The organism is Flavobacterium artemisiae, assembly GCF_042678225.1.
Taxonomy (GTDB): domain Bacteria; phylum Bacteroidota; class Bacteroidia; order Flavobacteriales; family Flavobacteriaceae; genus Flavobacterium; species Flavobacterium artemisiae.
Genome location: NZ_JBHUDZ010000007.1, coordinates 19,586 through 36,961, shown reverse-complemented (window position 1 = coordinate 36,961; position 17,376 = coordinate 19,586). Strand labels below are relative to the sequence as shown.

The window sequence follows — 17,376 nt, the reverse complement described above, 5'->3', positions numbered from 1 at the left end:
TATAATTTATTTCCATGCGTCAGAAAACCTTTTTATTATTCTTGTTAGGTGCCTTCTTTTATCATTCGTATTCACAGAATATAAAATTTGCGCATTATAATGACAATAATGGATTGTCTCACAATTCGGTACGCCATATTGTGCAGGATAAAAAAGGATTTATGTGGTTTGGAACTTTCTCTGGATTAAATCGTTTTGACGGCTATCAGTTCAAAAACTACATGAGTTCTACGCCAGGGAAAAACCGACTTTACAACGACGATATTACGGCTTTAGAATTGGATGAAACTTCCAATCATTTATGGATTGGTACGCGAAAAGGTTTGACGCTTTTCAAAATGGATACGCATGTTTTTACCACTTTTTTCAATAAAAAAAATGATCCAAACAGCCTTCCTGATGATGAGGTACGATCTGTTTACGTAGATAAATTTAAAAGAGTCTGGGTTGGAACGAAAACAAAAGGAATGTATTTGTTCTTTTTGAATGAAAACCGATTCGAAAAAATCGATATTAAAGGTTTTGATTACGTAAAGTCGATTTTTGAAGATAAAAAAGGCAATATTTGGGTAGGAAGTTATGAGAAAAGTGGTGTGGTAAAAATCACGCTCGATGCAAAAGGCGCAATCGTCAGAATTAACACGTATACGCTTGCTGTACCGAATTCAAACATCAAAAATCCGTACCTGAATTTTATTTACGAAGATGCCAAATCGGACATTTTTGTCGGAACACGCGAAGGTTTGTACAAATTGGATAAAGCTAAAAATCAGTTTGTCAATTTATACATTGAAAACAAGCAGATTCGTGGCGCTTTAGGTCCGTATTTTTTATCGGTTGCACGTGCTCCAGACGGAAAATATTGGGTTGGAACTTTGGGTGGATTATTGGTTTGCGATCAGTTAGAAGACATTCAAAAAGGCAATTACAAATGGTATTATTCGATCCTTTCAGATGATACATCGCTTATCGATAACTTAATTTCTGCACTTTATTTTGACGCTTCGGGCGTATTGTGGATTGGTACAGAAGACGGTTTGGATAAATACGATCCGTATGAAAATCAATTTACTTTAAACAAAGATATTTCGCGCTCTATTGGCAATCAGGCGCCGAGAATTCGTGGTTTTGCCAAAACTTACGACCAAAAAATTATTGTAGCGACTTACCACAACGGACTTTATCTTTCGAATACCAAAAGTTCAACGCCTTTGCACAACACTGGAAAAGATATTGCCAGTATTTATTCTGAAGATGGAAAGATTTTCTATTGCGGACTTTGGGACGGCAATATTCTGGTTTATAATTATCTAACCAATTCTTCCAGAGAAATAAGTGCGGGTTTTGAAAAATCGCCGGTTTTTGCTTTTAATAAAATTTCGGATGATTTGATGATCGTCGGATCTTTTGGTGAAGGCGCAGTAATCCTGAATACGAAAACGTTACAAGTAGACAATTCAAAAGGGAAACTATTGCCTGGTTTTCAGATCAATGCAATTGAAAGAGATCCAAAAAATAATATTTGGTTTGCGACAGAAACAGGAGTTGTAAAATATGGTATTGCTTCAGGAAAAATTGATACCTATTCGTCTTTATTTATTAAAGAAAAAGGAGTGCCGCATGACGAAAATGTGAGCGATGTTTTGGTCGATGTAAAAGGAAAAATCTGGGCTTCAACACGTTTTGGTTTGTGTTTGTTTAATCCGAAAAAAAATGAATTTGAACCGGTTAAGAATCTAAAAGAACTTTCAGGAAAATGGATTACTGATATTTTGTCGGATGCGAATGGAAATCTTTGGCTGAATATCAACAATAATAATATTGCTTTCGTTAAATCGAATTTAAAAGACATCAGTATTTATCATGTAAACAGTGGTAACAGATTGGATGTTTTTAGCGCAAGCGGCTTCTTTTATTTTAATAATTCGAATATTTTTCTGGGCGGGAAAAACGGAATCATTTCTTTTTCGCCTCCAGAAATGAAAAGAAATAAATGGTCGCCGGAACCCGTTATTTCCGAATTTAAAATTCAGAACGAAGAAGTTTATCCAGAAATGGAAATCAATGGAGAAGTGCCGCTTTTAACCGACTTGAATTATGGAAAAGAGATTGAATTAAGTCATAAAAACCGCAACTTTTCGATTCAGTTTTCGGCTCCGTCTTTTGCAAATGAAAAGCTGAATAAGTTTCAATATATGCTGGAAGGTTTTGATAAACATTGGATTACAACGACAAGCTTGTCCAGAATCGTACAGTATACCAACCTTTATCCGGGCAATTATACTTTTAAAATCCGATCTAGCAACAGTGACGGATATTGGAGTAAAACGGTTTCTTATAAAATAAAAATCCTGCCTCCATTTTGGTTGACACCAACTTCGTTTTTATTGTTTTTCGCGATTTTATTTGGAGTATTTTATTTCATCAGAAAAGAAATCAAAAACAGAATTCGTTTAAAACAAGAACTGCTTACTGAGAAAGTAAACAGAGAACATGACGTGAAATTAAACAATGAAAAATTGCGTTTCTTCACGAATATTTCGCATGAATTAAGAACGCCTTTAACTCTGATTTTAGGTCCTGCCAAACAACTTTTGGATGAAAACAATAATGCTACGGATTACGAAAAAAGCCGATATAATTTAATTTATCAAAATGCCAGTCGACTATTAAATCTGGTGAATCAGGTGTTGGATTTCAGAAAAGCACAGTCGGGTGAATTAAAACTAAAAGTAACCAAAACGGACATTTTATCGTATTCAAAGAATATTTTTGATTCGTTTAAAGAAATGGCTTATAACAAAAAAATTAAGCTGAATTTTATTTCCGAAGACGAAGCAATCGAAGGCTGGCTGGATAATGATAAGTATGATAAAATTTTATACAACTTACTTTCTAATGCTTTAAAGTTTACCAATAAAAACGGCAATGTCGATTTGTATGTGAGATTGAAAGATACTGTTGAAGATATTTTGGTTATTGAAGTTACCGATGACGGAATTGGTATTCCAGTGAAAAGTCAGGAGAAAATCTTCAAGCGTTTTTATCAAGCAACCAATAGTAAAGCCAACAATACGGGGTCTGGAATCGGATTGTCGTTGGTAAAATCTTTGGTAGCTATTCATAAAGGAACTATTGCTGTAGAAAGCACGCCAGGAAAAGGAAGCACGTTTAAAGTGGAACTTCCGATTGACCGTGATTCATACGAGCATAAAGAAGTATTTGAATATGCATTGAAAAATGATAATCTGAGTATGCTGATTCCAGAAAAAGCAGCGAAGAAAATCATTCAGAATACCGATTTGAAAGAAAAGATTCTGGTTATTGAGGATAACTCCGAACTCAGAAAATATCTGGTCGATTATTTATCGGATTACTACAAAGTTTACGATGCCGAAAATGGGGAAGAAGGCTTAAAAATCTGCCGACAAATAAAACCTATTTTGTGTGTAACAGACGTAATGATGCCCGTTATGGACGGATTAGAGTTTTGCCAGCAATTAAAAAATGATGAATTTATCAGTCATATTCCAGTAGTGATGCTTACAGCGCTGGGTGAAAATATGGACAAAGTAAAAGGTTATGACATTGGTGCCGATGGCTATTTGGTGAAACCTTTTGAGCCGTTATTGCTGAAAACGGTCATAGAAAATATGATCAAATCGAGATTGGAACTCAAACAAAAATTCTCTGGAGAAGTCGAAAGTAATGTAAGTATGCTGACACATTCTCCAATCGACGAGGAATTTATGGAAAAAGTTACCAATTTAATCAACGATAATTTAAGCGATGTGGAGCTTTCAACCGATTTTCTGTGTGATAAGCTGGGTGTTAGTTCTTCTAAATTATATCGAAAAATAAAAGAATTGACAGATTTGGCTCCAAACGAATTTATCAGAACGATTCGTTTAAAAAAATCGGCAGAACTGCTCAAAACCAAAAAATACAATGTTTCTGAAGTAACAGATTTGGTTGGCTTTAATGACCCTTTGTATTTTAGTCGTTGTTTTAAAAAGCAGTTTGGTTTCCCGCCGAGCAAATTGATTAATTAAGTTTTTTTCGCCACAGATTATACAGATTATAAGGATTTTTTCTTTTGCCACAAATTACACAAATTGGCACAAATTTATTTGAGATGGAATCTTTGCCAAAGTTTAAAACTTTGGCAAAGATTTACACCTAGTTTGTCATTTCGACGAAGGAGACCCGAGCGCTAGCGAATAGGCGAAGCAAATCTCCGCAAGAAACTCCACATAGATTTTAACGAAATAATATTCAAAACATAGCCCAAGGTTTCAACCTTGGGTACACAATGTATTTCCAACCTGCGCGTCCCCAAGGTTGAAACCTTGGGCTATATTCAAAGACGGAGCAATCTTTGTCTAATTAATTGCGTAAAAATCCTACAATAATCAATTTTATCCATGTTTTTGATGTATTAATCCATTTTGAAAAGTAGATGTAATTCTATTTTTGTCTTCTAACTTTTAACTATTTACCATTATGAAAAAGCATATAGATACAGACAATCCGTTGAATAATTTAGATGAGTGGGAAGATGATTTGCTCATGCGATATCCAGATCCATCTGAAGATAATGAAGAGGTAAAAGAAAAGCAGAAAGAAGAATTTAGAAATTATGTCGATTCAGAAAGAGTAGAAACAGTTAAAGAGTTTTACAGAATAAACCACACCTATCAAACTTATGACTTTGTATGCAGTAAAGAACAAGACTTTCTGCAGTTTAATAGAAAAGAAATGTCAATCTGGGAAGCTGTTGAGTTTTTAAACACGCTTGTAGACGACAGTGACCCAGATATTGACTTAGACCAAACACAACACCTTTTACAGACTTCAGAAGCTATTCGCGCAGACGGTCATCCCGATTGGTTTGTATTGACAGGATTTATTCACGATTTAGGAAAAGTTTTATGTCTGTTTGGAGAACCGCAATGGGCGGTGGTTGGAGATACATTTCCTGTTGGATGTGCGTATTCGGATAAAATTGTCTATTCAGAATTCTTTAAAGAAAATCCAGATTTTACAGACGAAAGATTCAATACTAAATTTGGCGTTTACACCGAAAACTGCGGACTTGATAATGTAAAAATGAGCTGGGGTCACGACGAATATTTGTATCAGATTATGAAAGATTATCTTCCAGATCCAGCTTTGTATATGATTCGTTACCATTCATTTTATTCACAGCATAAAGAAAATGCATATTTACATTTAATGAATGAAAAAGACATCGAAATGTTTGACTGGGTTAGAAAATTTAATCCATACGATTTGTACACAAAAGCACCCGTTAAACCAGATGTAAAAGCATTACTTCCTTATTACAAAGAATTAGTTGCGAAGTATTTGCCAGAAAAATTGAAGTTTTAAAAATTTATATAAACACATAGAAACATATTTATTCGTCTCGTGGAAATGTGTTTCATTTGTTTAAACAAACACAGTTCACACAATCTTGTCATTCCGACGAAGGAGGAATCTTCGCGAGAAATTCCTCAATCTGAATCCAAAATCTTTGTAGAGCTACTTGCGAAGATTCCTCCTTCATCGGAATGACAAACTCTGAGGCTATGTGTTAGAAACTAGTTTCTTTCATTAACCTTTTCAAGAAAAGTGAAATCTATGTTTCTATGTGTTTAAAAAAATAATTGACAGCTATCTAAAACCAAAATAATGCAGATAACCAAAACCAAAATATTTTTTATAAGCCTTTTGCAGCTTTGTGTTGCAGTTGTTTCGGCTCAAGAAAAAGACCGTAATGATTGGGAAAATCCACTTGTATTTCAAATCAACAGAGAACCTGCTCGCGCTGCTTTTCTTCCGTATGCGGATGAAACTTCTGTTATAATTGATAAATATGAAAACTCACCGTGGTATTTTTCGTTAAACGGTAAATGGAAATTTTCTTGGTCGCCAACACCAGACGAGCGTCCGAAGGATTTTTATAAAACGGATTTCAGTACGTTGCATTGGAAAGAACTTCAAGTGCCTTCGAATTGGGAACTGCATGGTTACGGTGTTCCGATTTATACCAATATTACCTATCCTTTCGAAAAAAATCCGCCTTTTATCAATCATTGGGATAATCCGGTTGGATCTTATAAAAGAGATTTTGTTTTGCCAGAAAACTGGAACGGCCGACATGTTTTTCTTCATTTTGAAGCAGGAACTTCAGCCATGTATATTTGGGTAAATGGACAAAAAGTGGGTTACACAGAAAACACTAAAAGTCCAGCAGAATTTGATATTTCTAAATATTTAAAAGCTGGAAAAAATGACGTAGCGATAGAAGTTTACAGATGGAGCGACGGTTCGTATCTGGAAGATCAGGATATGTGGCGACTTTCTGGAATTGACCGAAATGTTTATCTGTACAGTACAGCTAATGTGCGCATTGCAGACTTTTTTGCCAAACCAGATTTAGATGCGAAATATAAAAACGGAAGTTTGAATGTTGACGTAAGTTTGAAAAATCTGACTTCAACTTCAGTTAACAATCAAAAATTAGTTGCAAAACTGGTTGATGCTTCTGGGAAAAATGTTTTTGTAAAAGAATTGAATGTCAATTTAGAAGGGGCAAAAACTCAGACTTTAAATTTCTCTCAAAATGTAGCGAGTCCAAAATTATGGAGCAGTGAGGCACCTAATTTGTACACTTTAGTCTTGACTTTAAAAAATGCAAAAGGTGATATTGTAGAAACCGTTGGAACACAAATCGGATTTAGAAAAGTCGAATTAAAAGGAAGCCAATTATTGGTAAATGGAGTCCGATTAATGGTTCATGGAGTTAATATTCACGAACACAATCCAGAAACAGGACATTATCAGGACGAAGCAACGATGATGAAAGACATCAAAATGATGAAACAGCTGAATATCAATTCAGTTCGCTGCAGTCATTATCCGAACAATATTTTATGGGTAAAACTTTGTAACAAATACGGATTGTTTTTGGTGGACGAAGCCAATATCGAAAGCCACGGAATGGGAGTAGAAGGACAGCCGTTAATTTGGATGAATCCAAAAACGAACCCAGGTTTTCTTCCAGAATGGAGAGAAGCACATTTGGACAGAATTTACAGTTTGGTAGAAAGAGATAAAAATATGCCGTCTGTAATTATCTGGTCACTAGGTAATGAAAGTGCGAACGGACCCGTTTTTCACGAAGCTTACAAATGGATCAAAAAGAGAGATATTACTAGATTGGTTCAGTTTGAGCAGGCAAAAGAAAATGAAAATACAGATATCGTTTGCCCAATGTATCCGACGATTGAATATATGAAAGAATATGCGGCAAGAAAAGAAGTGAGTCGTCCGTATATCATGTGTGAGTATTCGCATGCAATGGGAAACAGCAGTGGAAATTTTCAAGAATACTGGGATATCATTCGCGGCAGCAAAAACATGCAAGGCGGTTTTATCTGGGATTGGGTCGATCAAGGGTATAAAAGAAAAGATGAAGCGGGTAGAGAATACTGGGCTTATGGTGGCGACATGGGAAGTCAGAATTATTTAAATGATGAAAATTTCTGTCACAACGGTTTAGTTTATGCTGATAGAACACCGCATCCAGGTGCTTTTGAAGTGAAGAAAGTATATCAGAATATCTTATTCAAAGCGGTTGACATCAAAAATGGAGTTATTGAAATCAATAACGATTTTGGTTTTACCAATTTGAACAAATACAATTTTAGATATGAAGTTTTAGAAAATGGAAAAGTAATTAAAGAAGGAACTCTGAATGTTGCTTTAGATCCAAAATCAAAAAAACAATTTAAAATTGATTTACCAAAATTAGAATCAAAAGAAGGAACAGAATATTTATTGAATGTTTTTGCAAATACGAAAACAGGTTCAGAATTATTGCCTCAGAACTTCGAAATTGCGAAAGAACAGTTTGTAATTGAAGACGATAAATATTTTGCAAAATCTGAAAACGCTGGAAGTTCAAAAGTACAGGACGAAAAAGATCAGTTTGTTTTGACTTCGGAGAATGTTACCGTTAAAATCAGTAAATCAACTGGATTGATTTCGTATTACAGTATCAAAGGCGAAGAATATTTCAAACAATATCCAGAGCCTAATTTCTGGAGAGCACCAACCGATAATGATATTGGAAACAAAATGCAGGTTAGAACGAATGTTTGGAGAACGGCTGGAAAAAATATTTCGTTAGAAAGCATTCAGCAAACAGAGGAAAACGGTAAAAAATACATCATTGCCAAATTAAAACTGAATGATGTTGCTTCAGATTACACGATCAAATACGCGTTAGGAAATGATGGGGCTTTAGAAATTCAGGCATCTTATAAAAAAGGAAATAATCCGGTACCAGAATTACCGCGTTTCGGAATGATTTTCACTTTAAAAAACAGCTTAGAAAATCTGGATTATTATGGAAGAGGACCTTTAGAAAATTATCCGGACAGAAAAACATCTTCATTAAAAGGAATTTATACTAGTAAAGTTGCAGACCAATATGTGCCTTATACACGCCCACAAGAAAATGGATACAAGACAGATATACGTTGGTTTAAATTATCAGCGAATAAAGGAAACGGCATTGAAATAAAAGGTCTGCAGCCTTTAGGTATGAGTACTTTAAATAATTATCCGAGTGATTTTGACGGCGGAATTTCGAAAAAGAATATTCATTCCAGTGATATCACACCAAGAAATGAAGTTGTGGTATGCGTCGACTTAACGCAACGCGGACTTGGAGGTGATAACAGCTGGGGATTGCCGCCACACGAGCAATATCAATTAAAACAAAGTGAATACAGCTACGGATTTGTCATAAAACCACTTTAAATATAACCTGTTGCTTTAGTTTTCAGTCTCAGTTTTCAGTCACAGTTGGTACTGAAAACTGCACTGGGAATAAAGACTAACCCAAAAGCGAATACTAAAAAAATGAGTAACAATACAACTGGAAGATTAATTTCTTTAGACGCCCTGCGCGGTTTTGTGATGTTTTGGATTATGAGCGGAGAGCATGTTATTCACGCTCTGGCTAAAGCGGCTCCGATTCCGGTTTTTATCTGGATGTCATCACAATTGCATCATGCAGAATGGAACGGAATCACATTTTACGATATGATTTTTCCAATTTTTCTGTTTGTAGCGGGGGTTTCGATGCCGTTTTCTTTTGAGAAGAAAATACATTTGGCTGGCGTAAAATCGGCAAAAGATTTACCTAAAGAAGAAAAGCGAAAAATATATTTATCCATGCTCCGAAGAACTGCTATCTTATTAGTTTTGGGATTTGTAGTGAATGGTTTACTCCGATTTGAAAGTTTAGATCAAACACGTTTGGCAAGTGTTTTAGGAAGAATCGGACTGGCTTGGTTTTTTGCCGGAATTATCTATCTGAATTTTGATTTCAAACAACAGTTAATCTGGTTTTTCGGGATTATAATTGGTTATTATGTGGCAATGAAATGGATTCCAGTTCCTGATTTTGGAGCAGGAGTTTTAACCAAAGAAGGTTCGCTCGAAGGTTATATTGACCGATTGCTTTTACCAGGCAGACTGCATAGTACTGTGTATGATCCTGAAGGAATATTTTCGACTCTTCCTGCTGTTTCAACCGCTTTATTAGGTGTTTTTATCGGAACTTTTCTAAAAGTAAAATGCTCTTTTTCAATAAAAATAAGACTATTGTTAATGGCTTTAGCGGCTGTGATTTTGATTTTTGCAGGCCTTATTTGGGATATTAGTTTTCCAATCAATAAACATTTATGGACAAGCTCTTTTGTATGTTTTGTCGGCGGATTCAGTATTTTGTTTTTTGTCTTTTTTTATGTGATAATTGATTTGTTTGGTTTTCATAAATGGGCATTTCCGTTAATCTTAATCGGTTCCAATTCAATCCTAATCTACATCGCTGCAGAAGGTTTAATCGATTTTAAACACACAGCAGATTATGTTTTCGGCGGACTTATAAATTTTACGCCGATCGTTTGGCAGCCTTTTTTTGCTGCTTTATCCGTAACCGTCGTACAGCTTATTTTACTGTACTTTTTATATAAAAGAAAATGGTTTCTAAAAATTTAAGGAAACCGTAGATTTTTAACACATAGAGACATAGATTTTATGATGCATTAATATAAAAAGAGAATAAAAAGAAACTAGTTTCTAACCCATAGTCCCGATAGCTATCGGGATGCATTTAAACAAAATGCCTTTTATGAGTTATAATCTATGTGTTTCAACAATTCTCAAAAAAATACATTTTACTTACTAACCAAACCAAACCTAACCACACCATTATGAATGTATTACAAACCGCAGATTACATTGTTTTCTTCATATACTTTGTCATAGTCACAGCCTATGGAATGTATATTTACAGAAGCAAAAAAACCGCTGCAACGAGTTCAAACGAATATTTCCTGGCCGAAGGATCGCTTACTTGGTGGGCAATTGGAGCTTCTTTAATCGCTTCTAATATTTCAGCAGAGCATTTTATCGGAATGAGCGGTTCGGGTTTCGCGATCGGATTGGCGATTGCTTCTTACGAATGGATGTCTGCCGCTACTTTGATTATCGTAGCCATGTTTATCCTGCCCATTTATCTTAAAAACAGAATATTCACGATGCCTCAGTTTTTGGCAAAAAGATACAGTGGCACCGTGAGTACGATTATGGCGATTATCTGGCTGTTGATTTATGTTTTTGTCAATCTAACTTCGATTATTTATTTAGGCGCTTTGGCGATTTCATCTATTGCACCAGTGAGTTTTCAGTTTTGTGTTATTGGTTTGAGTTTATTTTCGGTAATCGTAACTTTAGGCGGAATGAAAGTGATTGGTTATACCGATATGTTTCAGGTTATCGTTTTGATTTTGGGCGGATTAGTAACCACTTATTTAGCGTTAACGTTACTTTCAGATCAGTTTGGTTTTGGAAAAGATATTCTAAAAGGACTTGCCGTAATAGCAGATCAGGCGCCAGATCATTTGCATATGATTTTAGACGAATCGAATCCGCATTATAATGAATTACCAGGAATGTCGGTTTTGGTCGGCGGTATGCTGATTAATAACTTGGCCTATTGGGGATGTAATCAATATATAGTTCAAAGAGCTTTAGGAGCCGATTTAAAAACGGCCCGTAAAGGAATTTTATTTGCTGCTTTCTTAAAATTATTAGTGCCAATTATTGCCGTTTTACCCGGAATTGCCATGTTTGTAATGCATCAAAATGGAACATTTCAACAAGAAATGGTCGATGCAACAGGCGTTTTAAAACCAGATCACGCGTATCCGACTTTAATGAATTTATTGCCTGCTGGATTAAAAGGTGTGGCTTTAGCCGCTTTGACTGCAGCAATTGTAGCTTCTTTAGCTGGAAAAGCCAATAGTATTTCGACTATTTTCTCTTTAGATATTTATAAAAAATATTTCAATTCGCAGGCATCAGAAAAGAAACTGGTTCGCACTGGAAGATGGTGCGTTGTCGTTTGTATGATTATTGCAGCTTTTGTAGCTCCGGCATTAAAATCATTAGATCAAGCATATCAATTTATTCAGGAATATGTTGGTTTCTTTTCACCTGGAGTTTTAGCGATTTTCTTATTAGGAATGTTTTGGAAAAAAACAACACCAACAGCTGGATTGGCGGGCGCATTATTGACAGTGCCGATTGCAGCAGTTTTAAAATTCCTTCCCATGTGGACAGAAGGTGCTTTCCCTGATTATCCTTTCTTAGATAGAATGACGATTGTTTTCTTCATCATTGTGTTTTTAATGGTTGGAATCAGTCTGGCAAAACCTGTTTTAGATGAAGAAGAAAAAAATCATGCGATAGAAGTTGATAATGCTATGTTTAAAGTCTCATCAGAGTTTATCGTAGGATCCTTTATTATTTGTGGAATATTAGTGGCTTTGTACACTGTTTTCTGGTAAGTTTTAAAGTTAGTCAAGAAATTAAATGATTAAAAGATTTTTGTTTCACGCAGATTTAAAAAGATCTAAGCAGATTCTGCAGATATTAAAAAAAAATCAAATTTAATCTGCCTAAATCTGAAAAATCTGCGTGAAACAAAAAAAATAAAAACAAATGAAAAAGAAATCTATAATTACCTTCATTATCTTTTGCCTTTCCCTCAGCGTTTCGGCACAGAAGTTATTTGATATTAAAAAATACGGTGCCATAGGAGATGGGAAAACCCTAAATACAAAGGCCATTCAAAAAGCAATCGATGCAGCCAATAAAAACAAAGGCGGAAAAGTTGTTTTTTCTAAAGGAACTTTTCTATCCGGAAGCATTGTTTTAAAAGATAATGTGGAATTGTTTTTTGAAGATGATGCGATTTTGTTAGGAAGTACCAATCCAGATGATTATCCAAAATATGAAGGAATCAGAGCTTTTATTATTGCTAATGGTTCTAAAAATATTGCCGTAAACGGAAAAGGAACTATTGACGGACAAGGAAGAGAATTGGCTCTGGCAATTGATTCTCTGCATCATACGGGAGTTCGAATTGATCCAAAATACAACTACAGAAGAATGCGTCCTGAAGACGGAAGAGGAAAACTGATTTCGTTTGTAAAATGCGATTCGATTACCATGACTCATATTACATTAAAAAATAGTCCAGGCTGGACAATGTGTTTTAGAGCATGCAAAAATATTGTAGTTGATTTTATGAAAGTAGAAAGCAGAGCCTATTGGAACAATGACGGAATCGATGTTGATGGCTGTGAAAATGTTAGAATAACAAACTGCAACGTAAACGCAGCCGATGACGGAATCTGCTTAAAATCGGAAATTCCTGGATTGCACAATAATAATATTTACATTGGAAATTGCACGATTAGATCAAGTGCGAATGCAGTAAAATTTGGTACAGGTTCTTATGGAAGTTTTAAAAATGTAACGATTGAAAATATCAAAGTTTTTGACACTTTTAGATCGGCGGTTGCAATTGAATCTGTTGATGGGGCAGAAATCGAAAATATCAAAGTTTCAGATGTTACAGCTGTAAATACTGGAAATGCAATATTAATTCGTTTAGGGCATCGAAATGGAGAAAAAGCCGGCTATATCAAAAATGTATCAGTTAAAAATGTAAAAGTACAAGTTCCGTTTGGTCGTCCGGATATTGATTACGACATGCGCGGACCAGAAGTAGATTATTTTCATAATCCATTCCCATCTTCAATTGCAGGAATTCCGGGACATTCTATAGAAAATGTAACTTTAGAAAATATAGAAATTGTATATCCGGGAAGAGCTTCTAAAGGAATGGCATATCATCCGTTAAGCCGATTGAAAGATGTAAAAGAAAACATCAACGGTTATCCTGAATTTACGATGTTTGGAGAATTGCCTTCTTGGGGATTTTATGTGCGCCATGTCAACGGAATTGAAATGAAAAACATCAAATTGATTTTGGATAAAGAGGATTTCCGTCCCGCTTTTGTTTTTGATGATGTTAAAAATCTAACCATGAAAGCGATTGATATTCCATCAGATAAAAACGATCAGATTGTTTTTAAAGATGTTTTGTCAAGCAATTTGGACAGCGAAGCTGCAAAAAGAAAAATAGAACCAGAACAGAATAAATTTGAATTGCCTGCAAGGTAGTTTTTTAAGTTTTTTATGCAGTGCCGAAAATTGCTCGCAAAGACGCAGAGTCGCAAAGTTTATTAAAAAAAGCTTAAGAGAAAAACTTTGCGACTCTGCGCCTTTGCGAGATTAATAATAAATAAAAAAGAGATGAAAAATAAAGCAATTATCACGATACTTTTTTTCTGTATGTCATTTACATTAATGGCTCAAAAAGTATACGATGTTAAACAATACGGAGCAAAAGGAGACGGAAAAACCAATGATGCGGTAGCCATTCAAAAAGCAATTGATGCCTGCACTAAAACAGGAGGAAGAGTTTTAATTCCGGCACCATTTACTTTTTTAGCTGGACCAATTGACGTGAAATCAAAAGTCGATTTACATATCGAAGCGGGCGCTAAATTATTGGCAAGTCCAGATGAAAAATTGTACACGAAAAGTGCTTTTAGAACCAATCCCGGAGAAGGAACGATTTGGATTGGAGGAGAAAATATAGAAGATTTTACCATTAGCGGAAGCGGAAAAATAGACGGAAACGGAATTTCCTTCATGGGAGCAGAAGAAGAGGACGCTTATATTTTGAAACCGTTTAATGTTCTAGATCCAAGACCTCACGTTTTGACAATTATTGGCGGAAAAAATATCAGGATAAAAGATGTTCATATTGGAAATTCGGCCTATTGGACGGTGCATTTGGTTGGCTGTAATGATGTTGTTATCAGTGGAATTACTTTATTGAACAGTTTAAAAGTCCGTAACAGCGACGGAATCGATTTGGATCATTCCAAAAATGTTAGAATCAGCGATTGTTATATCGAAAGCGGTGACGATTGTATCTGCTTGAAAAACCGCCGAGAATTTGAAGAATTTGGTGCCTGCGAAAATATTACAGTTACCAATTGTACGATGACAAGCAGCAGCTGCGCGATTAAAATTGGTTCCGAAAATATGGATGCGATCAGACAAGTTGTTTTCAATAATTGTATCATTAAAAACAGCAACCGTGCTTTAGGAATTCAGAACCGAGATGAGGGAACTGTAAGTGATGTTATTTTTTCTAATATTATTATCGAAAGTAAATTGAACACCGATACTTGGTGGGGAAAAGCAGAACCGATTTATGTAACAGCTTTTAGCAGGGCAAAAGGAAATCATAAAGATGCCAATTGGCGTTTTCCAAAAGGGGCAACAGAAGGAAAAGTGGGCGAAATTAAAAACATCTATTTTTCTAATATTCAATGTACAGGAGAAAATGGGGTGTTTGTAAGCGGCGAATCAAAAGATAAAATCCAAAATATTGTTTTTGACAATGTGAGTGTTTTTATAGACAAAACAACTTCTTTTCCTGGTGGATTATACGATAGACGTCCTGCAAATGTGGAAGGTTTTGTAAAAGGAAGCACTTCAGGATTTTATTTTGAAAATGCCGAACGTATTAAAGTACAGAATTGTACTGTGCAGTGGGGTAAAAACAAACCAGATTATTTTAAATATGCCATTGAAAGTAAAAATGTAGATTCTATAATTATTACTAATTTAGATGGACATGCGGCTTTTCCTGAAAAACTAGAAGCTGTAAAAAAATAAGCATCTGACTATTTCCAAAAAACTATGAAAAATAACTTCCTTTCTAAATCCATTTTTGGCTGTTTATTATTGAGCAGTCTTTATACCAATGCGCAAAAAGCAACTTTAGAAGTCGATGCTTCCAAAACGATTACCAAAATTCAGCCTACAATGTTTGGGTTGTTTTTTGAAGATATCAATTTTGCTGCAGACGGTGGTTTATATGCCGAAATGATTAAAAACAGATCTTTTGAATTTGATAAACCGATGATGGGTTGGGAACAGCCAAATACCAAAAGATCGTCAATGAACAAAGAATCGGGTAGTGCTTTGCCAATTAATCTTTCGAAAGAAAAAAACAATTCTAATTTCTGCAGGGTTGAAATCAACAATGATAAAGGATATACTTTAGTCAATGAAGGATTTAGAGGAATGGGAGTGAAGAAAGAGGCGAAATACAATCTTTCATTAAAAGCTGCCAATCATAATGGAGCCATTAAAAAAATTATTTTCCAGTTGATTGATAAAGATCTGAAAGTAATTGGAGAAACGAGTATTGTTCCAAATTCGGAGCAATGGAATACGTATACATCCCAGTTTACAGCGAGTCAGACGGAAGCAAAAGCAAAACTAAAAATCACTTTTGAAGGAAACGGAACTATCGATTTGGATATGATTTCGCTTTTTCCTGAAGATACTTGGAAAGGCAGAAAAAACGGACTCAGAAAAGATCTTGTACAACTTTTATATGATGTAAAACCAGGTTTTTTACGTTTTCCGGGCGGTTGTATTGTTGAGGGAAGAACATTGTCAGACCGTTACCAATGGAAAAAATCGGTTGGAAATGTGGAGGAAAGAAAAACAATGATGAACCGTTGGAATGTCGAATTCAACCACAAACAGACTCCCGATTATTTTCAAAGTTTCGGATTGGGATTTTTTGAATATTTTCAGCTTTCAGAAGATATTGGAGCAGAACCTTTACCCATTTTAAGCTGCGGAATGGCTTGCCAGTATAATACAGGAGAATTAGCTCCAATGGACGAACTCGATCCGTATATTCAGGACGCTTTAGATTTGATTGAATTTGCAAATAGCGATGTGAATACAAAATGGGGAAAACTTCGTTCGGATATGGGACATCCAAAACCGTTCAATCTAAAATATATTGGAGTTGGAAATGAGCAATGGGGGAAAGACTATATTGACCGATACAAAGTTTTCGAAAAAGCCATAAAAGCAAAATATCCAAAAATCATCATTGTATCGGGAACTGGACCTTCTCCAAAAGGAGAACATTTTGATTATGCGATGACAGAACTAAAAAAACTGAACGCAGAATTGGTAGACGAGCATTATTACGAAAGTCCAAAATGGTTTAGAGAAAATGCGGGACGTTATGATAATTACGACAGAAAAGGGCCAAAAATATTTGCGGGAGAATATGCAGCACAAAGTGTTTCAGGTGCCAATCCGAACAACAGAAACAATTGGGAATGTGCATTTTCTGAAGCCGCTTTTATGACAGGATTAGAACGAAATGCAGAAGTGGTTAATATGACTTCGTATGCACCGTTAATGGCTCACGAAGACGCTTGGCAATGGACACCAGATATGATTTGGTTCAATAATCTCCAATCTTATGGTTCGGCAAATTATTATGTACAGCAATTATTTTCAACTAATAAAGGAACAGATCTACTGAATATTACACAAGATGGTAAAGCTTTAATTGGACAAAATAATTTGTATGCATCGGCTGTAAAAGATGTCAATATAAAAGAAATTATTGTGAAATTGGTTAATACTGCTGCATCCAATCAGGAAGTTGCAATCGATTTGAAAGGAGAAAAATTAGGTTCAAAAGGAAGTATGATTACACTTGTGAGTTCGAATGTTCAGGACGAAAATACGTTTGCAGAACCTAAAAAAATAAGTCCAAAAACAAGTGAATATAAAATTACGAAAGGAAAACAGCAATTGAGTCTTCCAGCGTATTCGGTAACGGTTTTGAAACTGAAAACAATTTAATTATAAAATTTCAACACATAGAGACATAGTTTTTAGAGTCTTAAAAAAAGACGTTTCACTTTCATTAATGCACATAGCTATGTGTGAGAAACGAGTTTCTTTTAATTCCCTTTTTTGCAGTAGAAAAATCTATGTCTCTATGTGTTGAAAATTAATACTCCATACATTTAATTATAAATT

8 protein-coding genes are annotated in these 17,376 nt (G+C 35.1%); all 8 read left to right on the top strand.

The features are described 5' to 3' along the window. Positions 1-14 precede the first annotated feature (14 nt). On the top strand, positions 15-4,052 hold the full coding sequence (locus tag ACFSC2_RS05455; RefSeq protein WP_379816395.1) for a hybrid sensor histidine kinase/response regulator transcription factor: 4,038 nt from the start codon (positions 15-17) through the stop codon (positions 4,050-4,052). Between the two features lie 451 nt (positions 4,053-4,503). Then, entirely contained in the window at positions 4,504-5,391 is an 888-nt protein-coding gene (locus ACFSC2_RS05450) for an inositol oxygenase family protein (protein WP_379816394.1), read from the top strand. Between the two features lie 303 nt (positions 5,392-5,694). Further along, a complete protein-coding gene (gene lacZ, locus ACFSC2_RS05445) occupies positions 5,695-8,832 on the top strand; it encodes a beta-galactosidase, LacZ type (RefSeq protein ID WP_379816393.1) in 3,138 nt (1,045 codons plus the stop codon). A 102-nt stretch (positions 8,833-8,934) separates the two neighbouring features. Next, positions 8,935-10,077: an acyltransferase family protein gene (locus tag ACFSC2_RS05440; RefSeq protein ID WP_379816392.1), complete on the top strand. Its 1,143-nt coding sequence runs from the start codon at positions 8,935-8,937 to the stop codon at positions 10,075-10,077. A gap of 215 nt (positions 10,078-10,292) precedes the next feature. Next, complete coding sequence (locus ACFSC2_RS05435) at positions 10,293-11,930, top strand: sodium/sugar symporter (protein WP_379816391.1); 1,638 nt, start codon at positions 10,293-10,295, stop codon at positions 11,928-11,930. A 154-nt stretch (positions 11,931-12,084) separates the two neighbouring features. Then, positions 12,085-13,614 carry a glycoside hydrolase family 28 protein gene (locus ACFSC2_RS05430; protein WP_379816389.1) on the top strand — a complete coding sequence of 510 codons (1,530 nt, stop codon included), beginning with the start codon at positions 12,085-12,087 and terminating at the stop codon, positions 13,612-13,614. 132 nt (positions 13,615-13,746) lie between these two features. Further along, positions 13,747-15,186 carry a glycoside hydrolase family 28 protein gene (locus ACFSC2_RS05425; RefSeq protein ID WP_379816388.1) on the top strand — a complete coding sequence of 480 codons (1,440 nt, stop codon included), beginning with the start codon at positions 13,747-13,749 and terminating at the stop codon, positions 15,184-15,186. Between the two features lie 24 nt (positions 15,187-15,210). Then, positions 15,211-17,196 carry an alpha-L-arabinofuranosidase C-terminal domain-containing protein gene (locus tag ACFSC2_RS05420; protein WP_379816387.1) on the top strand — a complete coding sequence of 662 codons (1,986 nt, stop codon included), beginning with the start codon at positions 15,211-15,213 and terminating at the stop codon, positions 17,194-17,196. The last annotated feature ends 180 nt before the right edge of the window (positions 17,197-17,376 follow it).